The 24766-nt window shown below is 44.4% G+C and carries 25 protein-coding genes and 3 tRNA genes; 7 read left to right on the top strand and 21 right to left on the bottom strand.

Annotated features, from left to right (window positions below):
- Positions 1 to 6: 6 nt before the first annotated feature.
- From GBN19_RS02670 to GBN19_RS02655, 4 genes are all read left to right on the top strand, one after another.
- Entirely contained in the window at positions 7 to 1062 is a 1056-nt protein-coding gene (locus GBN19_RS02670) for a sulfate/molybdate ABC transporter ATP-binding protein (RefSeq protein ID WP_151777050.1), read from the top strand.
- Positions 1063 to 1101: 39 nt separating this feature from the next.
- Positions 1102 to 2025 (top strand): CysB family HTH-type transcriptional regulator, encoded by a 924-nt coding sequence (locus GBN19_RS02665; protein WP_151777049.1) that lies wholly within the window; start codon positions 1102 to 1104, stop codon positions 2023 to 2025.
- A 106-nt stretch (positions 2026 to 2131) separates the two neighbouring features.
- Positions 2132 to 2866, top strand: coding sequence for a hydroxyacylglutathione hydrolase (gene gloB, locus GBN19_RS02660; RefSeq protein ID WP_151777048.1), 735 nt, complete (start codon positions 2132 to 2134; stop codon positions 2864 to 2866).
- A gap of 297 nt (positions 2867 to 3163) precedes the next feature.
- A complete protein-coding gene (locus tag GBN19_RS02655; protein WP_151709231.1) occupies positions 3164 to 3367 on the top strand; it encodes a hypothetical protein in 204 nt (67 codons plus the stop codon).
- A 165-nt stretch (positions 3368 to 3532) separates the two neighbouring features.
- On the opposite strand, the gene GBN19_RS02650 is transcribed toward GBN19_RS02655, so the two are convergent.
- The 5 genes from GBN19_RS02650 to GBN19_RS02630 form a co-directional block, all read right to left on the bottom strand.
- Positions 3533 to 3617: transfer RNA gene (locus tag GBN19_RS02650), tRNA-Leu, on the bottom strand.
- Positions 3618 to 3637: 20 nt separating this feature from the next.
- Positions 3638 to 3711: transfer RNA gene (locus tag GBN19_RS02645), tRNA-Trp, on the bottom strand.
- Between the two features lie 52 nt (positions 3712 to 3763).
- Positions 3764 to 3848, bottom strand: a tRNA-Leu gene (locus GBN19_RS02640).
- 106 nt (positions 3849 to 3954) lie between these two features.
- Positions 3955 to 4746: a protein kinase domain-containing protein gene (locus GBN19_RS02635; RefSeq protein ID WP_151777047.1), complete on the bottom strand. Its 792-nt coding sequence runs from the start codon at positions 4744 to 4746 to the stop codon at positions 3955 to 3957.
- Positions 4733 to 6244, bottom strand: coding sequence for a DUF3336 domain-containing protein (locus tag GBN19_RS02630; RefSeq protein WP_151777065.1), 1512 nt, complete (start codon positions 6242 to 6244; stop codon positions 4733 to 4735). The genes GBN19_RS02635 and GBN19_RS02630 overlap by 14 nt, the downstream gene beginning before the upstream one ends.
- Before the next feature lie 171 nt (positions 6245 to 6415).
- On the opposite strand from GBN19_RS02630, the gene GBN19_RS02625 reads away from it, so the two are divergent.
- Entirely contained in the window at positions 6416 to 7285 is an 870-nt protein-coding gene (locus GBN19_RS02625; protein WP_151777046.1) for an ATP-binding protein, read from the top strand.
- Positions 7286 to 7351: 66 nt separating this feature from the next.
- Positions 7352 to 8263 (top strand): LysR family transcriptional regulator, encoded by a 912-nt coding sequence (locus GBN19_RS02620; protein WP_151777045.1) that lies wholly within the window; start codon positions 7352 to 7354, stop codon positions 8261 to 8263.
- 47 nt (positions 8264 to 8310) lie between these two features.
- On the opposite strand, the gene madM is transcribed toward GBN19_RS02620, so the two are convergent.
- The 15 genes from madM to glnT all read right to left on the bottom strand — a co-directional run bounded on the left by madM (position 8311) and on the right by glnT (position 22414).
- Positions 8311 to 9072 (bottom strand): malonate transporter subunit MadM, encoded by a 762-nt coding sequence (gene madM / locus GBN19_RS02615; protein WP_151777044.1) that lies wholly within the window; start codon positions 9070 to 9072, stop codon positions 8311 to 8313.
- 50 nt (positions 9073 to 9122) lie between these two features.
- Positions 9123 to 9527, bottom strand: a complete 405-nt coding sequence (gene madL, locus GBN19_RS02610; protein WP_151777043.1) for a malonate transporter subunit MadL — start codon at positions 9525 to 9527, stop codon at positions 9123 to 9125.
- Positions 9528 to 9584: 57 nt separating this feature from the next.
- A complete protein-coding gene (gene mdcH / locus GBN19_RS02605) occupies positions 9585 to 10514 on the bottom strand; it encodes a malonate decarboxylase subunit epsilon (RefSeq protein ID WP_151777042.1) in 930 nt (309 codons plus the stop codon).
- The gene (locus GBN19_RS02600; protein ID WP_151777041.1) at positions 10511 to 11131 is read right to left on the bottom strand and encodes a malonate decarboxylase holo-ACP synthase; all 621 of its coding nucleotides are present in this window, start codon (positions 11129 to 11131) and stop codon (positions 10511 to 10513) included. Before GBN19_RS02600 ends, mdcH begins: the two co-directional genes overlap by 4 nt.
- The gene (gene mdcE, locus GBN19_RS02595; protein WP_151777040.1) at positions 11128 to 11976 is read right to left on the bottom strand and encodes a biotin-independent malonate decarboxylase subunit gamma; all 849 of its coding nucleotides are present in this window, start codon (positions 11974 to 11976) and stop codon (positions 11128 to 11130) included. The genes GBN19_RS02600 and mdcE overlap by 4 nt, the downstream gene beginning before the upstream one ends.
- Positions 11973 to 12821 carry a biotin-independent malonate decarboxylase subunit beta gene (locus GBN19_RS02590; RefSeq protein WP_151777039.1) on the bottom strand — a complete coding sequence of 283 codons (849 nt, stop codon included), beginning with the start codon at positions 12819 to 12821 and terminating at the stop codon, positions 11973 to 11975. The genes mdcE and GBN19_RS02590 overlap by 4 nt, the downstream gene beginning before the upstream one ends.
- Positions 12814 to 13113 (bottom strand): malonate decarboxylase subunit delta, encoded by a 300-nt coding sequence (locus GBN19_RS02585; protein WP_151777038.1) that lies wholly within the window; start codon positions 13111 to 13113, stop codon positions 12814 to 12816. The genes GBN19_RS02590 and GBN19_RS02585 overlap by 8 nt, the downstream gene beginning before the upstream one ends.
- A gap of 18 nt (positions 13114 to 13131) precedes the next feature.
- The gene (locus tag GBN19_RS02580; RefSeq protein WP_151777037.1) at positions 13132 to 13998 is read right to left on the bottom strand and encodes a triphosphoribosyl-dephospho-CoA synthase; all 867 of its coding nucleotides are present in this window, start codon (positions 13996 to 13998) and stop codon (positions 13132 to 13134) included.
- On the bottom strand, positions 13999 to 15678 hold the full coding sequence (gene mdcA / locus GBN19_RS02575; protein WP_151777064.1) for a malonate decarboxylase subunit alpha: 1680 nt from the start codon (positions 15676 to 15678) through the stop codon (positions 13999 to 14001). It abuts the gene before it with no gap.
- 108 nt (positions 15679 to 15786) lie between these two features.
- Positions 15787 to 17421: a SulP family inorganic anion transporter gene (locus GBN19_RS02570; protein WP_151777036.1), complete on the bottom strand. Its 1635-nt coding sequence runs from the start codon at positions 17419 to 17421 to the stop codon at positions 15787 to 15789.
- An 8-nt stretch (positions 17422 to 17429) separates the two neighbouring features.
- Positions 17430 to 17846, bottom strand: a complete 417-nt coding sequence (locus tag GBN19_RS02565; RefSeq protein ID WP_228271199.1) for a hypothetical protein — start codon at positions 17844 to 17846, stop codon at positions 17430 to 17432.
- Positions 17847 to 17949: 103 nt separating this feature from the next.
- On the bottom strand, positions 17950 to 19284 hold the full coding sequence (locus GBN19_RS02560; RefSeq protein WP_151777035.1) for an FMN-binding glutamate synthase family protein: 1335 nt from the start codon (positions 19282 to 19284) through the stop codon (positions 17950 to 17952).
- A 27-nt stretch (positions 19285 to 19311) separates the two neighbouring features.
- Positions 19312 to 20031 (bottom strand): GltB/FmdC/FwdC-like GXGXG domain-containing protein, encoded by a 720-nt coding sequence (locus GBN19_RS02555; RefSeq protein WP_151777034.1) that lies wholly within the window; start codon positions 20029 to 20031, stop codon positions 19312 to 19314.
- A 31-nt stretch (positions 20032 to 20062) separates the two neighbouring features.
- Positions 20063 to 20986 (bottom strand): class II glutamine amidotransferase, encoded by a 924-nt coding sequence (locus tag GBN19_RS02550; RefSeq protein WP_151709217.1) that lies wholly within the window; start codon positions 20984 to 20986, stop codon positions 20063 to 20065.
- 45 nt (positions 20987 to 21031) lie between these two features.
- Positions 21032 to 22414 (bottom strand): type III glutamate--ammonia ligase, encoded by a 1383-nt coding sequence (gene glnT / locus GBN19_RS02545; RefSeq protein ID WP_228271198.1) that lies wholly within the window; start codon positions 22412 to 22414, stop codon positions 21032 to 21034.
- Positions 22415 to 22707: 293 nt separating this feature from the next.
- Between glnT and GBN19_RS02540 the strand changes: the two genes are divergently transcribed.
- Positions 22708 to 23304 carry a helix-turn-helix domain-containing protein gene (locus GBN19_RS02540; RefSeq protein ID WP_151777033.1) on the top strand — a complete coding sequence of 199 codons (597 nt, stop codon included), beginning with the start codon at positions 22708 to 22710 and terminating at the stop codon, positions 23302 to 23304.
- A 175-nt stretch (positions 23305 to 23479) separates the two neighbouring features.
- Here GBN19_RS02540 and GBN19_RS02535 read toward each other — a convergent pair whose 3' ends face one another.
- The gene (locus GBN19_RS02535; RefSeq protein WP_151777061.1) at positions 23480 to 24721 is read right to left on the bottom strand and encodes a CaiB/BaiF CoA transferase family protein; all 1242 of its coding nucleotides are present in this window, start codon (positions 24719 to 24721) and stop codon (positions 23480 to 23482) included.
- Positions 24722 to 24766: the final 45 nt, after the last annotated feature.

Here is a 24766-nt window from a genome sequence, read left to right as displayed (position 1 = left end):
GCCCTCATGAGTATTCAAGTTAAAAATATTGAAAAAAACTTTGGTGCATTTCATGCACTCAACAATATCAGCCTCGACTTCCCCGAAGGTCAACTAGTAGCCTTACTCGGCCCATCGGGCTGCGGTAAAACGACCTTGCTACGCATTATTGCTGGACTGGAAAGTGCTGACTCAGGTCAGGTGATTTTAGAAGGCGAAGATACCACCAACACCCATGTGCGCGAACGTCAAGTGGGTTTCGTATTTCAACATTACGCACTGTTTCGTCACATGAGTGTGTTTGACAATGTTGCCTTTGGTCTGCGTGTCCGCCCACGTGCAACGCGTCCATCGGAAAGCGAAATTAAAAAACGGGTCGATGCCCTGCTCGACTTGGTACAACTAGGCTTCTTGGCAGATCGCTATCCTGCTCAGCTTTCAGGGGGGCAGCGTCAGCGTATTGCTCTTGCCCGTGCACTCGCAGTTGAACCTCGCGTATTACTGCTCGATGAACCTTTTGGCGCACTCGATGCCAAAGTACGTAAAGAGTTACGCCGCTGGTTACGTCATTTACATGATGAACTGCATATCACCTCGATTTTTGTAACCCATGACCAAGAAGAAGCTTTAGAAGTTGCCGATCAAATCGTGGTAATGAATAAGGGAAATATCGAGCAGATTGGTTCACCACGCGAGGTGTATGAAAAGCCTGCAACACCTTTTGTGTTTGATTTTTTGGGACATGCCAACCGCTTTGAAGGCGAGCATCAACACGGCAAACTGATTTTGGGTGAAGATCGTTTGGATTTAGCAGCACATCATCCACAAGGTTCATTAATTGCTTTTGCTCGCCCCCATGAACTGAGTGTTTACCAACATCCTGTCGATAATGCTATTCAGGCAACATTTGTCCGTGAAGTTTGGGTTGCAGGTAAAGTTTTTCTTGAATTACAGGATCGACAAGGCAAGATGATTGAAGCAGTATTAAGCGCCGAACAAGCCAAGCTTCAAAATTTCCAAGCTAATCAAACAGTTTGGGTTAAAATTAATCATTTACATTTATTTGAACATCATGCGGCATAACAATTTGCCCAATTTAAGATTTTTTAGTGGTTAGCAATTATGAATTTTCAACAATTACGCATTATTCGTGAAACAGTCCGTCAAGACTTTAACCTCACCGAAGCCTCTGCTGCACTGTACACCTCCCAGTCAGGTGTCAGTAAGCATATTAAAGATTTGGAAGATGAACTTGGCGTTCAACTGTTTATTCGTAAAGGTAAACGCTTGCTTGGACTCACTGAGCCGGGGCAATCGTTACTTAGCATTGTTGAACGCATGTTGATTGATGCTGAAAATATCAAACGCCTTGCCGATGACTTTAACAAAGTCGATGAAGGCACATTGACCATTGCCACAACCCATACACAAGCACGTTATGTGTTACCACCGATTGTGAACTTATTTAAGCAAGAATTTCCAAAGGTTCACTTGGTTCTACAACAGGCTAGCCCTGCGGAAATTGCCAACATGCTGCTACAAGGCGAAGCGGATATCGGGATTGCAACCGAATCCCTGACTGCCGAAGACAATTTAGCCAGCGTGCCTTACTATAACTGGCAACATAGCCTGATTACCCCTTTTGACCATCCTTTGACCCAGCTCAAAGAAGTCACACTGCAAGATGTGGCACAGTATCCAGTGATTACTTATCATGGCGGTTTTACAGGTCGTTCGAAAATCGACTTAGCTTTTGATGCTGCTCAGGTTGATGTAGATATTGTGATGTCTGCTCTCGATGCTGACGTCATTAAAACCTATGTTGAGCTAGGTATGGGCGTTGGGATTATTAACGATGTCGCTTATGACCGTGAGCGCGATTACCGCTTAAAACAAATTAAAACTGATGTGTTTGGTTTAAATACCACATGGATTGCGGTGCGTAAAGGTCACTTGCTTCGCGGTTACGGCTATGAATTTATTTCTTTATGCTCACCCGATGCTGACATTCAAGCACTGAAAAAAGTTGCCTATCCAGACTATTAATTCATTCCATTTCTTACCTGCCGAATCTCGATCTATTTTGGAGTTCGGCTTGCATCCCAACTTCACTTATAATAAAAACAAGAGATGATAAACATGGATACCCAAAATGACAGCCTACAAAATTCACGTCATTGATGTTAAAAATGATTTAAAAAATTATATCTGGCTGATCGAACATACAGCCTCACATGAAGTTGTGATTATTGATCCTACAGAAGCTCAGCTCGTACTCGATTATTGTGCAGCACATCAACTTATTCCAAGTCAAATTTGGCTAACCCACTGGCATAAAGACCATATTGGTGGTGTTCCTGCCCTGCTCGCAACAAAAGAGATGCCTGTTTATGGGCCACGCGCCGAACTCAGTAAAATCCCAATGATCACGCTTCCACTCGATCAGCACAGCAAAGTTGAATTTCACGATCTTGACATTGAAATTATTGAAGTACCAGGACATACACTCGGTCACATTGTCTATTACATTGAAGATTTAGATGCCGCATTTGTCGGAGATACTTTATTTGCGATGGGTTGTGGTCGTGTCTTTGAAGGCAGTTACGAACAGATGTTCCACTCTTTACAACGATTGGCTGCCCTACCCATCCAAACCAAAGTGTATTGCACGCATGAATACACCCTTGCCAATGCCAAATTTGCCTTAAGTGTTGAACCCGAAAATGTCGCCTTACAGCAACGTGCCGATCATGTTGAACATTTACGTTATCTAGATCAAATCACGTTACCAAGTAGTATTGAACTTGAACTCGCAACCAATCCATTTTTACGTGCCGAGTCCGTTGATGCATTTCGTCACTTACGCAAGCTCAAAGACACTTTCTAAAAAACTGAAAGTGTAATAATTGCTTACACTGTTTTAATGCTGAAATTTAGTCAAAATAAATAAACCTTATAAAGCATAGATTGTATCTATATTATTTATTTTTATAAATTTCTTAAAAGTTCATGATTACATATCATAAAAAAAATTCACATAATTTTGCATGGTATGTGATCATTTGTGTTTGTTGTCTCATGTTTTTGTAGATTGCAAAAATAATTTTTATTTCCCCCCTTTAAAAATGTAAAAGAGAGCCTTATAAATATTAGTTGTTGTTTATTGATTTTGAGGATTTTAGCCATGAAAAAAGTTGTTAAAGCAAAAAATTTAATTGCATTTCGTATTTGGTTAGAAAAATTGGGGTACTCTGTTAAAAACCTAGCAGATGGTCAAGGTTTTACCTTTAGCTTTAAAAAAGAATATGGTTTAGTGACCTGTGATTTAGCGGGTAATTCTTTAGCAATGCAATTGGGTGAGGAGTTTGAGGATCACTTAAAAGCCTAATCCACTCTTTCTTTGGCTAAACAGTTGATATAAGAGAAAAGGAAATTCTCACACAAAAAGAGCCTGATTCAATAGGCTCTTTTTTTATCGCCGAAAAACAGGCATAAAAAAAGCAAGATCATTTATCTTGCTTTTTATCAATCTAAAACCTTATTCAGTTTTAAATGGTGGGGGCGAAGAGACTCGAACTCTTACACCTTGCGGCGCTGGAACCTAAATCCAGTGCGTCTACCAATTTCGCCACGCCCCCATCAGGGTACATCAAGTTTTTGGCAGAGGATCAAGGACTCGAACCTTGACGAACGGTTTTGGAGACCGTCATGCTACCATTACACCAATCCTCTACATGACTCTGCTTTCACATTGTCGATCTAAAATTTACAGTTAAATTTTAGATGGTGGGGGCGAAGAGACTCGAACTCTTACACCTTGCGGCGCTGGAACCTAAATCCAGTGCGTCTACCAATTTCGCCACGCCCCCGATGGATGTGTATATTATAGATGAGCTTAGGCGATGACAAGCCCTTTTTCCCAAAAAATAGCCCAAACGCTTAAATGTTAAGCAAAAAAGTGTTTTACGGTCATTTTTAAGTCATATTTATTGTTTGCAAACAATTACTTGCTTGATTTGCACTCTCAAATCTATATCGATTATCACGCGCTAAAAGCCCATTGAGGCAAGTTTGTAAAGCGTTCCAAGGTTCAGGCAAATTAAAAACTGAGGTTTGGCAATGGAAAATTGCCCAATCTAAGTAACTTTTTGAACGCAAACGAGTTTGTGTCAACCATTCAAACAAAATGATTCCGAATGCATATAGATCTGTTTGACAAGTTTTTGCCTGATGATGGAATAGCTCAGGAGCCATATAACGTGGTGTAGCATTTAACTCAAGATGAGAAGCTTGCTGGGACTGACTTTGTTCAAAATCAATTAAATAAACCCGACCTTGCCATTTGCGAAAATGTTCAGCCTTAAGATCGCCATGAACCATATTCAAATCATGTAATGCAGCAAGCGTTGCCAACGCTTGTTGTATCAATTTAACCACGTGTTGAAATGATAAATAACGAGGAGATTGCCAAAAAATCTCGGTATCAGGCAAAATCAGTACTGAGCCAGTTTGATCAAATTCCGAAATATGAAACTTGGAATCATGCTGATAAGGCAATAAAAACTTTGCGTGTTGCAATGACCAAATTTGGTAATAGTCAATTTCTCTTTGAAAGCCCTGTTTAAATGTAGGATGACCTTGCTGAAGTTGTAATTTCAGCCAATAATATTGTGATGCTTGTTCAACCTGATAAATATAACGTCCAAACTGACGACTCGTTGCGGACGTTTTGTCCTGCAACGAGTAGGCTAAGTTAGGTTGCAGCATAACTTGCTGTCAACTCTGCCAACGCTGCTTCTCGCATGATTGCATGTAAAGCATGTTCAATGGTTTTTCCGATTCGGGCATGCATTTCAATGGTTGAAATTTTCGACCATGTGGCTTTTTCCCCTTCCCTCTGCAAACGCATAAACAAATGTGGTTTAGGGTTTTGTAGCATATAGATATAATGTTTCATATTATAATGCGCAAAGATATTCACATCACCATAATAACGCTGGTCAATAATGCCATATCCATGATCTAGCAAACGGCGTACCTGTGGCACAGCACCAATTCGCTCACGAGTAAAGTCCATCACACCTTTTGCAAAGACTTTGCCTTGACGGCGCAAAATTCGCTCGGGCCAACTCAATAAATCACGACGATAACGATCTTCATCACTTTGCATAAATGGCACAATATGCGGGTTGACCTGACAGGCAATGGTATAATTCACATTATATAACCGCGACATTTTTTCTTGAGGAAAATCACTGCGCATACTCCCATCGACCCAATACGTATTGGCCATAAATGGCGTATGCTCACCATCGTAGCGCTTGGCAGTGAGATGGACAGGTGGAAATAAAATTGGCACTGCACAAGAAGCTAAAACTGCGCTCCATACCAGTAAGTCAGGTGAAGTAAAGCGGTTTAGAATGCGGGCATTTTGTGAAGCATCATAAGGAGCAACTGCAATATTAATATTTAGACCTGAACGCTGATAAGCTTCTTCAAATGTGACATCACCCAAGTTTTCCATCAGGAATTTTTTGAGATAACGGACATCGGCAAAACCACCTTTGTCTTTGAGTAAGGCAGAGATCGAACGAAAATGAAAGGCTTCACTGAAAAAATGTTCGCCTGTCAGCACCTGATCAACTTGTTCAGGCAGTGACGTGCCTAACATCGCCGCCATAATGGCGCCTGCACTTGACCCCGAAAGTACACGCGGCAATAAATCCTGTTCACGCAATACTTTACAGACGCCTGTGTGAAATAAGCCTAATGTTGCGCCACCTGAAAACATCAAAGCTGGCTGACCATAAGCGGTCTGACAATTCTTAAAAAATTCGATTTTTTCAGCATAGTTCAGCAATTCATTGGGTGCAGTAGCCACCTGCTCTAATGCTTGGCTGACTTCATCGACATAATCTTCAATAATTTTTTTAGTGCCAATATAACACTCGACAAATAACATCGGATGGCAGATATTGGCAATATCGTAGGTTAAGCCTTCTCTTAAGATATAAATCAGGTCTTTGATACGATTTTGCTGGCGATATCTGCGCAACAACCCTAAACGATAGGAAATCACTTCCGCATCAAAATAAGGCGACGAGTTATCGAGTTTCCATTCTTGGCTGCCTGACACTTCATCGAGTTGTAGGGCGATCTCTTTCCATTCCGTGTAACTTTCAGCACGGTTGAGTTGTTGCTGTAATTTTTGAATACGATCGGCTTTATGTGAGTTATAGGAATTACTGGTGAGTAGATTTGTCATCATATTTCCCAATTGTTTGACCTTCACGATTTCCGCTCATTTTGTTCAACTTAACTTAACTGGCGTAATAAGATCAATTGCAAATTCGATTAATTTGTTCAAAGCGTGAAATATACTGTTTTTTGGCTTATGCTTTAAACCTACAAAAAACCAGCAAACAAGATCTACGTTATGGCACATATCGATTTACCCCAAGAATTTCTTGACCATATCAGCCAAGTATTACAACAGCTACAACAAGCACTTCCTGAAATCAAAACCGAAGTTGATTTCTCTGCACCTGCTTATAAGTGGCAAAAGCAGCAGCTCAAACCAATTCATCATCCTAAAAAAATGTTTTTGGACGATTTAAAAGGGATTGAACGTCAAAAACAAAAAGTTGTTCAGAATACCTTGCAGTTTCTTAAGGGCTTACCTGCCAATGATGTATTGCTCACTGGTGCACGTGGTACAGGTAAATCATCGATTGTCCGCGCCTTACTCGCTGAATATGTCGATCAGGGTTTGCGTCTGATTGAAATTGAACGTGATGATTTATCTGATTTACCTGAGATTCAGAAGTTAATTCAGGGTCGCCCTGAAAAATTTATTGTGTACTGCGATGACCTTGCTTTTAATGCCGAAGATGAAAACTACCGTAGCTTAAAAAGCGTGCTCGATGGTTCTCTACAATCAGGCAATAACAATTTTATTATCTATGCGACCAGTAACCGCCGTCACTTGTTACCTGAGTTTATGCATGAAAATACACCTGTCACCAAGGTCGATGTACCACAGTACAAAGAACTACATCCGCAAGAAGCGATTGAAGAAAAAATTTCGCTGTCTGACCGTTTTGGTTTATGGTTGTCTTTTTATCCGATGGATCAACCTTTATACCTTGAAGTCGTCGAGCATTATTTACAAAAAGCCAATGTCGAATTTAGCGCTGAAGCCCGTGCTGAAGCGTTGCGTTGGTCGCAAAGCCGTGGACAACGTTCAGGGCGTGCCGCATATCAGTTCTCGAAACACTGGATTGGTTCAAATCTACTAAATCAATAATTTAATCTGTTATATGATTGGCTGAGCAGGTGCTGAGCCAATTTTTAAGAATATGGATGTTCGATTATGCAGATTGATGATGAAATCACTTTAAAGAAAATCCAGATTTTCCTTGCCTTTATGCGTTATGGCAACTTATCTAAAACCGCCGATGACATGCAGGTCAGCAATGTCAGTATTCATAAAGCCCTGCATTCATTAGAAAGTGCCTTACGTTGCCCACTCTTTAAAAATGAAGGTCGCAACCTCATTCCGCTCAAAAGTGCTTATGTGTTTGAAGAGCATGCGAAAAAAATTGTGGCCGACTTGGTTTTGAGCATGGAGAAAACCCGTGAAGCGGCAGGTTTTGCAGCAAAAGTTTTACGTTTAGGCTCATTGTATTCTTTAACAGTCAAAACTATTCCCTCACTGATCAGCGGTTTGAAGTTACGACGCAGCGAACTGGATATTCAGCTTTTACTCAGTTCCAATCAGGATTTGGTGACTAAACTCAAGCAGACTGAAATTGATGCGATTATTGTGGCGCTCAATGAAACCACCGCGAGTCATGATTTTGAAGTCCTGCCGATGTTTCAGGATGATATTTTTCTCGCTGTGCCTAAAGATTCAAAATACGCAGCGCTTGCTGAAATTGATTTGAGCTTACTTAAAGAAGAAACGTTCATTACTTTAAATAAGGGCTTTGCAACCCACAGCGATAGTGAAGTGGTCTTTCAAAAAGCAGGTTTTGAACCGAAAGTTGCCCTGCAAGTCAGTGACATTTTCACGTTGATTAGTATGGTGAGTTCTGGCGTGGGCTTTGCATTATTGCCTGGTCGAATTTCGGCAGTGTATGAAAGTTCGGTCAAATTAATTCCGTTACGTGCCGATTTTCATATTCAGCAGCACATTGGGTTGGTGTTTTTAAAAAGTAAAGAGCGCGATCCAAATCTGTTAGCATTGATTGCAGAATGTCGAATGTTTGCCAAGAATTTTTAGTCATTTTTTGGGCAATCTAATGGATCATTAAATTGCCCAAGTTTTGCTTAACCAAAGATCGCATTCACAGTAAGGAAGAACACTGAAGGGCCAAGCAAACAGCCTAAACCTGTATAGAACGTGGCAACCAAAGCACCATAAGGCACTAAACGCACATCTGTTCCTGCCAAGCCTGCGGCTGTACCACTCGTTGTGCCCGCCAAACCACCAAAGATCATGGCTGAACGCGGGCTTTTAAGGTACATAAATTTCGCAAGTAATGGTGTCCCCACCATAAAGAACACGGACTTGATCAAACCAATCGCAATCGAGAGTGCAATCACATCTGAGCTTGCACCAATCGCTGAACCTGTAATCGGGCCAACGATATAGGTCATTGCACCTGCACCAATGGTGGTCATGGCAATCGGGTCACGATAGCCCATTAACCAAGCAGTCATCACACCAATCACAAAAGGTACAACGCAGCCAAGCATAAGGGCGATTAAACCAATTTTCCCAGCCTTTTTGACTTCTTTGACATCAACCTCAAACGCGGTAGAAGCAATCGCAAGGTCACGAATCATCGCACCACCGAGTAAAGCAAAACCCGAGAAGATGGTGAGGTCTGAAATGCCTTTGGTACCATGCGTATAAACGCCTGCAAAGTACGCTACGACCAAACCGAGCATAATTGCAATCGCTGAACTTTGGAGCTTCCCTTTGGTGAGGTATTTAGACAGTACATGGGACACAAACATCATTAACCCTGTGACGGCCAATGCAGTGACCAAGGCATTTTTACTTAAAACGGTGACTAAAACTTCCATAATTTTTTATTCCCTGTCATGTTGAGATGATTGCCATTTTCCTTAAGGCGTTATGCGGTTTTTTCTTTGATTTCAGTGACTGTCCATTCATAGGTTTCGTAGTCGCCACTCATACGGTTCAAATAACGAATCACTAAAACTGTGCCGATCAGAGAAGCCACTGAAACGATGAGTCCCAACATGCCACCAGACAGTGCTGCAACTACGTTTTGTCCTGCCGACATGGCAACCACAATCGGAATATACATACCCGACCAGTACAGCACACCGAATTGAGTCACTTGTGGCAAATAGCCTTTTTTAGCTAACAACTCTTTTGACAAAATCAGCAAAATCATCGCAATCGCAACACCACCAACATTGGCTTTGACACCAAGTGCCATGCCGAGCAGATTGCCGAGATAATCACCCAGTAAGTGGCAAATCGCGAGTATTGCAGTTCCATATATAATCATTGTAGTTTCCTCATATCCTTGGAAATTCATCTATTTTATGCAGTAGAGAAAGTGAATTTAAACGCTTTCGTACTGCTGTTGCATTGCAATCATCATATTGTCGAGGCGCGTTCCTTGAAACGCCATGACTGAGCCTTCTTTAAATATACGGCGGGCAAGCCCTGTGAGTACCGTGCCAGGTAATAATTCCAGTTGTAACCGAACACCCCGCTCCCATGCCGCTTGTACTGTGCTTTCCCATTCCACAATACACGCCATATTGCCTGCCAAATCTTGGCGAATCTGTGTCGCACTCATCATTAACCTTGCGGTACTACTACTCAAATATCGAATCTTTGCTGTTTTAAACTCAACCTCTTGCATCGCTTGCGCCAAGGTTTGCGCTTGCTGTTCCAATAATTCACAGTGTGATGGCACGCTGACCTGTAAACGTTTTGCTAAAACACCTTGCTGCTCTGCCAAACTCACCACATCTTGCATGGCTGCATTTGCACCTGAAATCACAATCTGGTTTGCAGCGTTGATATTCGCCACATAAACTTGCTCTGACTGCTGTTGAACTTGGTTGACCCAATGTTCAACCTGCGTCCGACTCGCCCCGATGATGGCGGTCATGCCATAACCCGTCGGGTACGCAGTTTGCATCAGCTCACCACGCAATGCGACCAGTCTGACGGCATCTTCAAAGCTCAGCACATCTGCAATCACTGCCGCTGCCCATGCGCCGATTGACAACCCTGCCACATAATCAGGTTTAAGCTGTTTCTGCAACAGTTGCTGTGAACTCACCACACCAGCAATCAGCAAACACAGTTGTACAGCTCGGGTCGATTGCAAGGCTTTTGGCATATCCAAGGTTAAAACATCCTGTCCCAACGCTTGTGAAGCTCGGTCTAAATAACGCTGCGTCACATCATTTTGTGGCAAGTCGTGCAGCATGTTCGGCTTTTGTACGCCCTGACCCGGATATACCCACAATGTACTCATGCAGCCACCTCCTGCATCATCCAAGGGTTATCCACCAACACAGCACCTTGTGAGCGTTTCAAGAGCACCTGATGTCGGGCATTTGCCCAGTCTGCCAAAGCTACACCACCGTATGGGGTTTGCAATTGCACATCCATACGTACCGATGTCTGTTGCAAGGCACTCCATAAGGCTTTTGCATCTGCTTTAGACAGCTCATTTGGCATACGAATCAGGATATCCAAATCACTGTTGGCATGGGTCACTTGCAGACCTGTCGCCAGCTCAAAACCTGTACTGCCTGTAATGCCCCATGTCCAGTTTGTTGCCTGTAACACTTGAGCAATCGGCTGAACTTTTTCTGCAATCACTGGAAATAGTTCAGCATCAACCACAATCAACTGTTCAGGTTTGACTATGCGCTGAATTGCGGCTTTTGGCATAACACAGCCCAAGCGTTGCTGACGCTGTGCCCCACGAATTCCCACGGCAACCTGATCTTCATCGGTCACAGCACGGCGTACCACCACAGGTTGCCCTGTCGCAATCGCCTGCCATGCCCAATCAGGCGCTTGCTCTGGAAGTGCACCGAGTGGCATTCCCCAAAGCAGGTCGTGGGCTTGTGGTGCGCTCATCATGCAGATTGCTCACGTGACCACTGTTCACGCAGTAAGGCACGCACTTTTTGCGATGCCTGACGGTTTTCACCGTGAAAGCGTGAAGATAAACTCCGATCTTGACTGTGCAGAATATCTTGCAATGCGGCTGACACATGCTGCTGAATCAACTGCACATCTTCCGCTTGTGGATGCACAATATTCTGAACCTGTAAAATTTCTGCCAGTAAGCCCAAGCTGTGATAGTTGTGAATGTCATACGCCATAGGCGCAACTTTCGATGCCAGTTGTTCCAGTTCTTCGACACTGCGCAACGTCACACGTGCAGCAGATTCTTTACCCATCGCATGTACCATCACGCCTTCATCATCCAAAGCAATTAAACGATTGCCCTGATAACCATGTGCCAAAAATGCACCTGACATTGCTTTACCCACCAACAGGCTAATCACAGGATGCCCTGCCAAACGTGCCGTAATATAACGATCTGCGGCAGCGCCCAAAGCCTGATGAATCCCTAAAACTTCCTCACGGCGGCCATAAGCCTGACTCGGTACATCGACCACACACAAGATGGCGCGTTTTTGTGACTGAGCTTGATCGGTTTGAATGACTTGATCCACGGCTTTTGCCAGTGACCAACCTTCGAGTAAACCTACTTCGCCTTGTTGTGCACGTGGAAACTGATTGTTGGCATCTGCCACCACCGCAATCACACGGACGGGATAACCATTGAGTTCACCATCGGCAACCCGTAACGATGCAGGAAAATCAGAAACGATTTTAAAACTTGATTCTGCTGTCAGCGCATTGAACCAGTTCAGACCGCGAGTAGCGACACGCGTTGCATTCACATCCATATTCATGCGGACTCTCCTTGATATAACTGCTGCACTGCACTTGGGCTGATCTGTTCAGAAGTATTGACCTGTGCCATTTTTTCCAAGAACCACGCATAGCGCGAACTACGCGGCTGAGCTGGGCAACCTGCACTTAAAAACTGCTGGACTTGCTGATGAATCTGTTCCACATCATCTTCAACAAAGGCATCGACTAAACCCGATGCAAAGCGTTGTGCACCCCCTGTAATGCTCCAGATAAATGGACGATCTTTAGCATCGTATTCTTGTACGCCTGCTTCCTGCTCAATCACTTGCGGACCATTGAGTCCCAAACGACCTTCTTGAGTCAAAATCAGGTAACTACATAAACTTGCAGCAATCGACATACCACCAAAACAACCCACACTGCCTGCAACAATGCCAATCACAGGTTGATACTGACGTAATTCCACAATCGCTGAATGAATTTCAGCAATCGCTGCCAAACCTAAATTGGCTTCCTGTAAACGTACACCACCCGTTTCGAGCAATAATATGGCTGCGGTGGGTATGCCTTTACGGTTATCTTCAATCGCCAGTTCCAAAGCCCCCGCGATTTTTGCACCGCCTACTTCACCAAGGCTTCCACCCTGAAATGCACCTTCAATCGCAATCACCACCACAGGTTGCTGTTGCATGGTGCCTTTAATCACCACCACACCATCATCGGCTTGCGGCACAATATTTTGCTTTGGCAACCACGGCGATGTAATACGGTCAAATGGATCGACCAGCTCACGGTAACGCACATCGAGCAGACTTTGTGCACGCTGACGCGCTGAAAGTTCAATAAAACTGCTGCGCTGTAATAAGTCCTGAATATCAGTCATGCTGCACTTCCTCCAAAGCTTGCTCTAAACGTAAGCGCACCACGCCTGGGGTTGCACCAAAGTCATTAATTTCAATGTTGACCGCAGGCAATTGCTGCATCGCAAACACGCGTTCAAACAGATTTTTCCAGCGTACTTGGCTGCCATCGACCGATGTGGTGACCTGAATGTTTAATGTCTCACCTTCTTTTGGCTCAACCAAAATTTCCAAATCGCCCGAACCGACACAACCCACCAACGCACGTTGTTTGGCAACACCTTGGGCAGCAAATTCAAAATTCAATATTTCCATGTTGTTTATCCTTATGGGTTATTCGCCGTGTTCACGTTCTACCCGATCGACAAATATCGTCGCTGCCAATAAATCCGCTGCACCACCTGGTGATGCATTCAACCGCAATAAATCAATTTCCAGCAAATGCAGTTCACGACGCGCAGCCAGACTGGTATAACCACCCAAAGCCAATACTTTGCCCGCACCTTGCTGCATACGGTTTAAACCGTTTAGACCTGCCCGATGCAGTACGCAGGTATCATCCAAATGTTGCATCAGTGCAAGCAGTGCATCTAGGCGGGCAAATTCCTCTCGCATGGAATACTGTCGGGTTTGACGAAGCTGCGGCAAAGCATGCTGACGAATCGCAGGGAAACCTTGCTGAGCTTGTTGTTTTGCGCCTTGCTTGCCATGTTTCTGCAACACCATTTGCCCATGACTGAGCGTTGATTGCACGCTCACAGCCCGATCTTCAATTTGTGCGATTTGCCCTGCACAAAAACAGATGTCTTCTGCGGATGTCCCTTGTGGCAATAATGTCGCTGCCGTCACCAGTAAACCGAGTGCCCAAATTGCGCCACGATGAGTATTGACGCCACCTGTCACCGCCAACATGCGTTGTTCGCCTTTACGTCCAAGCTGCCCAATCTGTTCACGTAATGCCTGTGAAACTTCACCATGCCATGTTGCTGCCACACTCATGGCAACAAACATTTCTCTTAAACTTTCTGCGGATTGTTCCATCAAACTTAAGCTTAAATCTTGATGTGCGCCTGAACTGCGTGCATCGACCAGTGCAGGTTTTGGAGACAGACGCACTTCATCAAGTAATGCCTGTACTGCAAAATCGGCTAGCGTATCGGCAAGGCAACGCTGCGGTTTGGGTTGAAAAAATGCATTCATTTACCAACTCCGAAATTTCGCAGGCGGTTCGTACAAACCATCTGACCATGTCACCAAATCGGCAATATTTTTCGCCGCAAGCAACTCACGGGTTGCATCGGTACGGCGAATGCCTAAATCTTCTGGGAATGCCACCAAACCAGCTTGACGTAAGCGTTCGGTATTTTTCGGGTCATGACGTAAACCAATGTCGGTGACCCCTGCGACTGCCGCGATCATTTCTTCACGTTGTTGCTGACTGTCGGCTTTATATAAGTAGGCAATGCCTTCTTCGGTGAGTAAATGCGTCACGTCATCGCCATAAATCATGATTGGCGCGAGTGGCATGCCTGATTTTTTCGCAACATCGACGGCATCAAGCTGATCCACAAAGGTCGGTTTGCCACCCTCTTGGAAAGTTTCCACCATTTGCACGACCAGTTTTTTGCCGCGTGCCAAGTAGGTATCAGTGTCATTTAAGCCTTGAGGACGCATATCCAGCCATGCAGGCGTACCATGTCGACGACCACGCGGGTCATGCCCCATATTCGGCGCACCACCAAAACCTGCCAAACGACCTTTAGTCACCGTTGAAGAATGTCCTTGTCCATCAACCTGTAAAGTTGCACCAATAAACAGATCGACAGCGTATTGTCCTGCTAACTGACACATCATACGGTTGGAACGCAGCGAGCCATCACGCCCTGTAAAGAACACATCGGGACGCGCAGCCACATATTTTTCCATGCCGAGTTCTGTCCCGAAGCAGTGCACGCTTTCCACCCAGCCCGATTCAATCGCAGGAATGAGGGTCGGATGTGGATTGAGTGTCCAGTTACGGCAAATCTTGCCTTTTAGCCCAAGTGATTCACCATAAGTCGGCAAAATCAGTTCAATCGCTGCGGTATTAAAGCCAATGCCATGATTCAGCGATTGCACCTGATGTTTTTCATAGATCCCGCGAATCGCCATCATTGCCATGAGGACATGTACAGGTTTGATGTGTTTCGGGTCACGGGTAAACAATGGTTCAATATAAAATGGACGATCCGCCACCACTACAAAATCCACCCAAGACGCAGGAATATCGACACGTGGCAAGTCAGTCACGTCATCGACCAGTTTGTTGACCTGTACAATCACGATGCCATCGCTAAATGCCGCAGGTTCAATCAAGGCTGGTGAATCTTCGGTACTTGCGCCCGTATAAATGTTGCCGTGACGGTCTGCCATAAAGCCTGCGGATAACACCACATTGGGAATCAGGTCGACCAGTAAACGTGAATACAGTTCGATATAGGTATGAATTGCGCCGATTTCCAGTAAGCCATCTTCAAGTAACTGGCTAATACGCAGGCTTTGCGTGCCTGCAAATGAAAAATCCAGTTTACGGGCAATGCCTTTTTCAAATAAATCTAGATGTTCTGGACGCCCAACACTCGGCATGATCATATGCAAATCATGCAAAATATCTGGGCTAGTTTGTGCAAGTGCACGTGAAAGAAAATCGGCTTGTTTTTGATTGTTGCCTTCGAGGACAACCCGATCACCTGGGGTAATCAGGGTTTCAAGTGCCTGAACAATATTTTGGGTGGGAATCACTACACCATCAGCAAACTTGCGTGCCAAGTCCAATTTAATCTGCTTGGCATAACGGCGTTTATTCCAAATTCGATCTTTATGCTGTACCGAGCCTTCCATGTGATGTCCTGTTCCGCAGTTCATGTTTTCATCTATAAAACCCTGTTCAGGATTTTTGATCAATAAACTCGAAATGCAGAACATTAACTTCAAGTTAATGAAGTAACCTCAGGTTGCAGATGAAGCTCTCCTTTCATACCCCTGTACAGCGTCATCGACGCTTTGTGCACTATAACTGGATTGGGGAAATAATGGACTATTCACATACAACAAGGTCTGCGCCACTGAACGGCGTACACGCGCTAATCTCAAGTCAATTTGTTGTTCATGCAAACGGGTAGCAAGCAGAAGTAGTTCTTCAATACTGGTACTATCAAGACTCGGACATTCTTCCAGATTTAAAATCACATGCTCATAATGCTGTGTCGCAATTTTAGTTAAGATCGCATTACAGATTTTTTCAGCATTGGCAAAAAACATCGGATGATCAGGTCGGGCAATTAAAATTTCATATGGAGCAACCGCTTCAGGAAAGCGGTCCATATCGACAAAGTCATGTCCTCCATCTAAGCGCCCAAGCCATGCAATACGGGGAACAGCATAACTTTTCAGCATCATTAAAATACTGACCGCAATTGCGATAATTAAGCCATTCAGCACACCAAAAATAATCACAGCCCAAATTGCAGTAATCGAAAGAATACGATCTTTACGCCAAATAAAATACTGTTTGAAGGGTGCAAGACGAATATGCCCACTGACCGCATACATCACAATACTGGCCAGAATCGGCTCAGGAATATTGGCAATATATTGACGAAAACATACTAAAAACAGGATGACTGCCAGCGCTGCAACCCACGCCGATTTTTTACTTGTTGCACCTGCGGCTTCATTGGCTGAGGTGGCGGAGTAGCCTGCGCCTAGCGGCATACCTTTGAGTAATCCCGAACAGATATTACCAACGCCCAAAGCAATCAGGTCGCGGTTGGGTTCGCTCGGATCATTATATTTTAAGGCAAAAGTACGAATCGAAGTATAGGACTCAGCATACACAATCAGTGCTACTGCAAGGGCAATTTCAACCAGTTGCAGCCAGCTATTCATACTCAGGTTGGGCAAACTGGCACTCGGTAAAACAAATTCAAAATGCCCAACCGAATGAATCCCCCACTCATCGGTATAACCCAATACATTTAAACTAATTCCCAAGATAATCAACAATAAAGCCACAGGAATGGTTTTATAGCTTTGGGTGAGTTTTAGAGTTGCAAAGGTCACAATACCCATGCCGAACGCATAAACATTCCAGTCCTGATACGCCGTCATGAATCCCCAAATCTGCCGAAAGAAATCACTGTGTTCAGGATGAATCTGCAAGACAGAGGGCAACTGTTTCACCACAATGCTCAGAGCTAAACCAAAAGAAAAACCTTTGAGTACAGGTTTGGCAATAAATTGTGTGACTTCACCAAGTTTAAATAGCCCCGCAATCACCAGCAAAATCCCAGATAAAAATACCAAGGCATACGCCAAACTGGCTCGCTCAGGCGAAGATAATGCAACAATAGTGGCTAAACCTGAACTCAGCACTGCCGCCGAAGAAGATGTTGAAGAAACGATTGCAAAACGGCTACGCCCAATCAATCCATACACAATTAAACCAATGACCAAAGCCACCAGACCGCTTTGTGGGGACAAGCCTGCAATGTTGGAATAAGCCACAGCTTCAGGCAATAACAACCCTGCGATGGATAAGCCGGCGACTACATCGAAAATTGAAGATTTTTTATTGGCATTCATTCAACGACTCAACTTGCATCAAATGAAACGATTTGGCATGGAATTAAAGCATCTTCATCGTGTAAATACACGGCACATAAACGATGATAGCCATCGGCAATAATCACTTTATGCTGAGCAAGATCTCGAACAAGTAACAATGGAGAGAGTGCTTTTTCCTGTTCAATTTTGTCGAGATCACGTGCCACGTGAAAATTATGCTCATCAAGTAATGGAAGCTGTGCTGCACGAAAAATATCTTTGGCTTTGAATTGACTGATGGGTTGTTTTTGTAGCTGATCGAGCAATTTTTTCACTTGGATGGGATCAAAAATCAAAGAGAGATAGGAACTCGCAGCGGGATAGTCATGGGCTTCAGGTTGTGTTAACCAAACAATGCTTGGTTTTAATTTTTTATTACTATTGTCCATGATCTTTAAACTCATTGTTATTTCAATAATTACTTGTCAAGAATAACAAATCATCGCTGTAAAAGTCTGTAATAAAAAAGCGAGCACATGGCTCGCTTTAATGGGGGATTTAAATCAATTAGAACTGAACTTGACCGGGTACCCAGTTAGTACCTGCCAATGGTACGCGCGCCATTGCTGCTGCTTCAACAGTGAGCGCCACCAAGTCTTCAGGGTCAAGGTTATGCAAGTGTGATTTACCACAGGCACGCGCCATAGTTTGCGCTTCGAGTACCAACACACGTAAGTAGTTTGCCAAGTGGCGACCACCTTCAATCGGGTCAAGATTTTTAGCTAACTCAGGGTTTTGCGTGGTGATCCCCGCAGGGTCTTGACCATTTTGCCAGTCATCGTAATAACCTGATGCTGAACCGATTTTTTTCAATTCATCATTTAAGCGTGGATGGTTATCCCCCAGTGCAATCAAGGCTGCTGTCCCAATTGCGACTGCATCTGCACCCAGTGCCATGGCTTTTGCCACGTCTGCACCTGTACGAATCCCGCCTGACACGATCAACTGCACTTTGCGGTGCATTCCCATTTCTTGCAATGCCTGAACCGCTTGTGGGATTGCAGGTAAAATTGGAATACCAACATGTTCAATAAACACTTCCTGAGTTGCTGCCGTACCGCCTTGCATACCATCGAGTACGATTACATCTGCCCCTGCTTTGACTGCAAGTTTGACATCGTAATATGGACGGCTTGCCCCAATTTTCACATAAATTGGTTTTTCCCAATCGGTGATTTCACGGATTTCTGCAATTTTAATTGCAAGATCATCTGGGCCTGTCCAGTCTGGGTGACGACAGGCACTGCGTTGATCGACACCGACTGGAAGTGTACGCATACCTGCCACACGTTCAGTCACTTTCATGCCTAACAGCATACCGCCACCGCCTGGTTTTGCACCTTGACCAAGTACAATTTCAATCGCATCGGCTTTACGCAAGTCATCTGGATTCATGCCATAACGTGAAGGTAGATATTGATACACCAATGTTTGCGAATGACCGCGTTCTTCAGGCGTCATACCACCGTCACCTGTTGTGGTTGATGTGCCAACCATGGTTGCACCGCGCCCCAAAGCTTCTTTGGCATTGGCAGACAATGCACCAAAGCTCATTCCCGCAATGGTGACAGGCACTTTCAGGTGAATCGGTTTTTTGGCAAAACGTGTGCCAAGCACCACATCAGTTCCGCATTTTTCACGATAACCTTCAAGCGGATAACGTGACATACTTGCACCGAGCAACAACAAGTCATCGAAGTGTGGCAATTTGCGTTTTGTACCCCCACCGCGGATGTCATAAATCCCTGTAGCGGCAGCGCGTTGAATTTCCTGAATCGTTAAACGGTCAAACGTAGCAGATTCGCGTAATACTGGTTCAAATTGAGTAGCAGATTGAGTCATCGTAAATATCTCCGAGCCACGTTTGGTTTAGTAAGCAGATGCGTTGTCGACTTTAAAGTTGTAAAGCTGGCGCGCCGAGCCATAGCGTTTGAAGGTGGTTGGATCTTCATCAAATCCTGCCTGCTCCAACAGCTCTGCCAACTCGGCAATGTGTTCTGGGCGCATTTCTTTTTCAATACAGTCTGAACCCAAAGATTTCACTGTGCCTTTGACATAAATACGCACTTCATACAGTGAATCACCCAATGCATCGCCTGCATCGCCACACACCACCAAGCGTCCTGCTTGTCCCATAAAGCAGCTCATGTGTCCAATGCTGCCACCCACCACAATGTCCACGCCTTTCATCGAGATACCACAGCGTGCGCCTGCATCTCCATCAATCACCAGCAAACCACCGTGTGCTGTTGCACCTGCTGCTTGTGAAGCATTGCCTTTAATGCAAACTGAACCTGACATCATGTTTTCAGCAACACCAACACCCACGTTTCCGTTCACGATCACATCAGCTTCCTGATTCATGCCTGCGCAGTAATAACCTGCATGCCCGTCAATAGTGACCTGTACAGGAGCTTTTATACCCACTGCGATATTGTGCTGACCTGCTGGGTTCTGCACAGTCCATGCAGGAATCGCAGCCACCAATTCAGGGGTATGTAATGCCTGATTCAGTTCGCGAATACTGTCCACGCTCAAATCATAAGTATCTTTTAATTCGATTTTGTCTGCCAATACTGTGCTATTCATCGTGTTTATTCCTCTAATCTCTATTTTGGTTTTATGCTGCTGCGCCAGTATTGGCTGTTGAGCGTTCCCAGACATATAACGTTGCTGGTTCTGGTTCCCAAACTTTGGCTTTGTCGATGTTTGGAAGTGAAGCCAATGCCTGATATTCAGATGCCATTGCCACATAGTCATCGGTTTCTGCCAACACTGCGGGTTTGCAGGCAATCGGATCACGAATCACGGCGAAACCGTCACGTGTACCAATCGCAAACGTAAAGAAACCATCCAAGTCATCAAGGGCATGATTCAGCGCTTGTTCGAGGTTGTCCCCTTCTTGTAAACGCCAAGCCAAATAACCCGCAGCTACTTCAGTGTCGTTATCCGTTTCAAAATGAATGCCTTCGCGTTTGAGTTCCTGACGTAAACGCGCATGGTTTGACAATGAACCGTTGTGCACTAAGCAAAGATCTGCACCCGTTGAGAATGGGTGGCTGCCTTCCATGGTTACAGCACTTTCAGTTGCCATACGGGTATGCCCGATAATGTGGCTGCCTTTCATGTTGGCTAAGCCAAAGCGTTCAGAAATTTCCACAGGCAAGCCCATGCCTTTTAAAATTTCGATGCTTTGACCCACACTCATGATTTTCAGTTCAGGTGCAAGTTCGGCAATTGCTACACGAACAGTGGTTTCATCTGCTTCGACTTTCAGCACAGCTGCGGTTGCATTTTGGAACCAGTCAAAGCCTGTACCGAGTTTTGCTTCTAGTTTTTCTGCAAATGCTTGCCAGTTAAAGCTTTCATCGGTGCTTTGTAAGGTCAGTTTGACCCAGCCATCTTGTACTTCGTCGCCATAGATCGCAAAGCCTGCGCTATCTGGACCACGTCCAGTCATGGCTTCAAGCATCGGTTCAAACAGTTTGCCCAATTGAGATTCGAGCGCAGGGTTTTTTAAGTAAAGTCCGACAATGCCACACATAATGCTTACTCCAATAGATTCAATTCTGTTGATTTATCTTAAAATTTAGAAAAATTCGGTATAACGCTTCACTTCCCAGTCGGACACATGCCGACTGTATTCCACCCATTCCATACTTTTTTGATCGATGAATTCATCCACGATTTCTGCACCCATTTTTTCTCGGAACAATGGATCAGCTTTGAGTGCATCGACTGCTTCTTTCAGCGACTGTGGCAAGGTTTCAATGCCACGTGCAGCGATTTCTTCCAAACCAAGGCTGTACAAGTTTTCATTGCATGCCGCAGGTGGGGTCAGTTCAAGTTCAATGCCATCTAAGCCCGCAGCAATAATCGCGGCTGACACCAAGTAAGGATTACAGCCTGCATCTGGCAGACGTAGTTCGATACGACCATACGGAATACGCACCATGGCTGAACGGTTGTTGGAACCGTAGGCAATAAATGCAGGCGCCCATGTCGCACCAGACAATGAACGACCCACCACAAGGCGTTTATAAGAGTTCACAGTTGGCGCACAGAACGCACAGAGTGCTGGGCCATGCTCAAGCAAACCTGCAATAAAGTGATACGCCATTTTCGATAAGCCCATACCACTTGGGTCATGGAATAGGTTGCTAGATTCTTCACTGCCAATTGACAAGTGGAAGTGCATACCGTTGCCCGCACGTTTTGGATCTGGTTTCGGCATAAATGAGCAGATTATGCCTAAATCATTGGCAATTTCCCCTGCTACCATGCGGAAGAAGGTAAACATGTCTGCCGAATTTATGGCATCGCTGTAGGTATAGTTAATTTCAAACTGACCGTTGGCATCTTCATGGTCAATTTGGTAAATGTCGAAACCCACAGGAATGAGCGCCTCGGTTAAGCGTTCTAAAAATTCACGTGAACGCGATAAGCCTTTATAGTCATAGCAAGGTTTATCGAGGTTATCCGAGTCATCCACCATTTTCAGTGAACCATCTTCACCACGGCGAAACAGGCTGAATTCTGGCTCTAGACCTGTATTTAATGTCCAGCCTTTGGCACTTAAACGCTCGACTTGTTTACGCAGTACATAGCGTGAATCGTAAGGATGCGGCTGACCATTGACATAGCCTTCGCACACCACACGACCATAACCTGGTTGCCATGGCACAGGAGTTAAGTTCGACAAATCGCCTTTCACCATAAAATCTGGCCCATGCGGCTGCATTCCCATTCCCGAGATCGCAAAGCCCGCAAAGCCTACACCATCTTTTTCAATGGCTTTTAAGCCAGAAATTGGTACAGACTTGGTTTTTGCAGCACCATGAATATCGACAAACTGAGCCAATACATATTTTAATTGGTACTGATCAATCACCTGTTGAACCTCTGGACGATACATCGGTTTTTTGATGAGTTGATGTTGATCAAACATCTCGGTTACGGCTTGCTGCAACATTTGGCATACTCCCATATGACAAAAACTGAATGTGGTGCAGAAAATGCATCTTTCTGTGCTTACATGGTTTAAAAATTCCATTTAAGAAATTTTATTTCCTAATAGGAAAGCAAATCCCTTGCCAACTTTGCAGCCATTAAAAAAAATTGTGATTTATGGGTAAAAATCGACTATATTTCCAAAAAGAATATATATTTCGTAATAGGAATTTTATGTTTTGACAAAGTTCGTTTGCGCTTTGCAGTAAACTACAAGGCAATATTGGTATCGAAATAGTGCAGGAATGAACCAGAATGAGACAAAGTAAAAATAGTTTAAAGCTTGAACAATATATTGGCATTCAAATCAAACGTAACCGCCAAGAACAGGGTTTAAAATTGTCTGAGGTTGCTCAGATCGCAGGGATTAGTCAGGGCATGCTCAGTAAAATTGAAAATGCCCAAGTGTCCACTAGCCTTGAGACCTTAAGCCGCTTATGTGAAGTACTCGGTATTCCCATGTCGACTTTATTTAGCCAGTACGATCAGCAAGAAAACCATGCCATGTTGGTGAAATCGGGTGATGGTATGGAAGTAGTTCGCCGTGGCACAGAAAAAGGACATACTTATCATTTATTGACCCATTCACGCGGCCCACGTAAAAACTTTGAAGCCTATTTGGTCAGCATGGACGATGCCAGTGAGGAGTTCCCGACTTTTGCTCATCCAGGAACAGAAATGTTGTATTTAGTCGAAGGTGAATTGTTGTATCGTCACGGGCATGAAGTGTTTCATATGCAACCAGGCGACTGTTTAACTCTAGAAGGTGAGATTCCACACGGCCCAGAAAAACTGATTCAGGTTCCAATTCGCCTGCTCTCGGTGATGAACTACGCACAGCCGCAGGAATAATTTTTCAGATACCGACAGGCACAATGTGATTAATCAATAAAATTAGTATTAAAAGTTCCTTCTCCCTTTGGGATGAGGAACACTGTTCCGCAAGGGAATGAGGGTATTTATATTGTGATTTATTGTTTAGAAAATGACTTATGAAATAAAGTCGAATAATCCTTTTTTCTCGATCTTATTCGACACCCACCGCGTCATTCTGCTCAGCAAACGCCTCGATTACTCCCGTCGCTTTGAGCTGTCGCAATTCACTTTCACTGCGGTATTGTTTGAGTATAGACCAAGTGTGCTCCCCTAAACGAGGCGGGGCTTGACGGTATTCAATCGGTGTACCCGACAGTTTAATCGGTGAAGCAATCATTTTAAATTCAGCATTTTGCGGATGTGGCACATTTACCAGCATATTGCGCGCCTGAATCTGTGGCTCCTGTAATGCTTCTGCAATGGAATTAATCATACCTACAGGGACTTGTTTCGCATGAATACAATCCACCCAAAATTGTGCATTTTGAGTTAAAAAGTGCTGCTGCAATTGCTGAATCAAAACATGCCGATGTTTCACCCGATCCTGATTTGAGCGAAAGTTGGCATGCTCCCAAAGGTCTGGTCGCTGAATCGCGATACACAGATCTTTAAACTGCTTGTCATTGCCACAGGCAATAATAAAGTCTTTATCTTTTGCTTTAAATGTCTGATACGGCACAATATTGGGATGCGTATTACCCATCCGCACTGGGGATTTGTCTGTCAGCAGATAGTTCATGCCCTGATTGGCCAAACCTACAACCTGAACATCAAGCAGTGACAGATCAATATGCTGACCTTTTCCAGTCGTGAGACGTGACCACAACGCCGCCTGTATTGCAATGGTGGCATACAGCCCTGTTTGTAAATCCGTGACTGCAACCCCAACTTTTTGCGGCACATTTTCAGGCTCACCTGTAATGCTCATCAGTCCTGCCATGCCCTGAATAATAAAGTCATAACCGGGTTCAGCCGCACGCGGTCCTGTCTGCCCAAAACCTGTAATCGAACAATACACCAGTCGAGGATTAATCTTGCTGAGGCTGGCATAGTCCAGACCATATTTGGCTAATGAGCCTGCCTTATAGTTTTCAATCAGTACATCGGAATCCCTGACTATATCCTGAATCAGCAATTGTCCTTGTTTTGAAGCGATATCAACCGCGACTGAATATTTATTACGGTTTGCAGACTGATAATAACCCGCTTCTCGGGTGGCATCTCCTTGTTCATCGGGCATCCAGGGCGGTCCCCACATACGGGTATCGTCCCCAACTTTGGGACGTTCGATCTTGATCACTTCTGCACCCAAATCAGCTAAAATCTGACCACACCACGGCCCTGCCAATACCCGACTCAAATCCAGCACACGTAACCCTGTTAATGCACCCATTGCTCCATCCCGATTATTTTTATGATGTGTCATCCCAATTTCAAT

It is taken from the genome of Acinetobacter brisouii (assembly GCF_008993995.1).
GTDB lineage: Bacteria > Pseudomonadota > Gammaproteobacteria > Pseudomonadales > Moraxellaceae > Acinetobacter > Acinetobacter brisouii_A.
Note: the sequence above shows the minus strand (reverse complement) of the source record. Positions and strands in the feature narration are given on the sequence as shown.

Excerpts from the sequence above, each read along its gene's own strand:
- GBN19_RS02620 (WP_151777045.1), top strand. The coding sequence starts at position 7,352 with ATGCAGATTGATGATGAAATCACTTTAAAGAAAATCCAGATTTTCCTT.
- GBN19_RS02630 (WP_151777065.1), bottom strand. The coding sequence starts at position 6,244 with ATGACAAATCTACTCACCAGTAATTCCTATAACTCACATAAAGCCGAT.
- mdcH (WP_151777042.1), bottom strand. The coding sequence starts at position 10,514 with ATGAGTACATTGTGGGTATATCCGGGTCAGGGCGTACAAAAGCCGAAC.
- GBN19_RS02585 (WP_151777038.1), bottom strand. The coding sequence starts at position 13,113 with ATGGAAATATTGAATTTTGAATTTGCTGCCCAAGGTGTTGCCAAACAA.
- mdcA (WP_151777064.1), bottom strand. The coding sequence starts at position 15,678 with ATGGAAGGCTCGGTACAGCATAAAGATCGAATTTGGAATAAACGCCGT.
- madL (WP_151777043.1), bottom strand. The coding sequence starts at position 9,527 with ATGATTATATATGGAACTGCAATACTCGCGATTTGCCACTTACTGGGT.
- GBN19_RS02635 (WP_151777047.1), bottom strand. The coding sequence starts at position 4,746 with ATGCTGCAACCTAACTTAGCCTACTCGTTGCAGGACAAAACGTCCGCA.
- GBN19_RS02655 (WP_151709231.1), top strand. The coding sequence starts at position 3,164 with ATGAAAAAAGTTGTTAAAGCAAAAAATTTAATTGCATTTCGTATTTGG.
- GBN19_RS02535 (WP_151777061.1), bottom strand. The coding sequence starts at position 24,721 with ATGGGTGCATTAACAGGGTTACGTGTGCTGGATTTGAGTCGGGTATTG.
- GBN19_RS02590 (WP_151777039.1), bottom strand. The coding sequence starts at position 12,821 with ATGACTGATATTCAGGACTTATTACAGCGCAGCAGTTTTATTGAACTT.
- GBN19_RS02570 (WP_151777036.1), bottom strand. The coding sequence starts at position 17,421 with ATGAATGCCAATAAAAAATCTTCAATTTTCGATGTAGTCGCCGGCTTA.
- GBN19_RS02540 (WP_151777033.1), top strand. The coding sequence starts at position 22,708 with ATGAGACAAAGTAAAAATAGTTTAAAGCTTGAACAATATATTGGCATT.
- madM (WP_151777044.1), bottom strand. The coding sequence starts at position 9,072 with ATGGAAGTTTTAGTCACCGTTTTAAGTAAAAATGCCTTGGTCACTGCA.
- GBN19_RS02560 (WP_151777035.1), bottom strand. The coding sequence starts at position 19,284 with ATGACTCAATCTGCTACTCAATTTGAACCAGTATTACGCGAATCTGCT.
- GBN19_RS02670 (WP_151777050.1), top strand. The coding sequence starts at position 7 with ATGAGTATTCAAGTTAAAAATATTGAAAAAAACTTTGGTGCATTTCAT.
- glnT (WP_228271198.1), bottom strand. The coding sequence starts at position 22,414 with ATGTTGCAGCAAGCCGTAACCGAGATGTTTGATCAACATCAACTCATC.
- GBN19_RS02665 (WP_151777049.1), top strand. The coding sequence starts at position 1,102 with ATGAATTTTCAACAATTACGCATTATTCGTGAAACAGTCCGTCAAGAC.
- GBN19_RS02625 (WP_151777046.1), top strand. The coding sequence starts at position 6,416 with ATGGCACATATCGATTTACCCCAAGAATTTCTTGACCATATCAGCCAA.
- gloB (WP_151777048.1), top strand. The coding sequence starts at position 2,132 with ATGACAGCCTACAAAATTCACGTCATTGATGTTAAAAATGATTTAAAA.
- GBN19_RS02600 (WP_151777041.1), bottom strand. The coding sequence starts at position 11,131 with ATGATGAGCGCACCACAAGCCCACGACCTGCTTTGGGGAATGCCACTC.
- GBN19_RS02565 (WP_228271199.1), bottom strand. The coding sequence starts at position 17,846 with ATGAGTTTAAAGATCATGGACAATAGTAATAAAAAATTAAAACCAAGC.
- GBN19_RS02580 (WP_151777037.1), bottom strand. The coding sequence starts at position 13,998 with ATGAATGCATTTTTTCAACCCAAACCGCAGCGTTGCCTTGCCGATACG.
- GBN19_RS02550 (WP_151709217.1), bottom strand. The coding sequence starts at position 20,986 with ATGTGTGGCATTGTCGGACTTTACTTAAAAAACCCTGCGCTCGAATCT.
- mdcE (WP_151777040.1), bottom strand. The coding sequence starts at position 11,976 with ATGAATATGGATGTGAATGCAACGCGTGTCGCTACTCGCGGTCTGAAC.
- GBN19_RS02555 (WP_151777034.1), bottom strand. The coding sequence starts at position 20,031 with ATGAATAGCACAGTATTGGCAGACAAAATCGAATTAAAAGATACTTAT.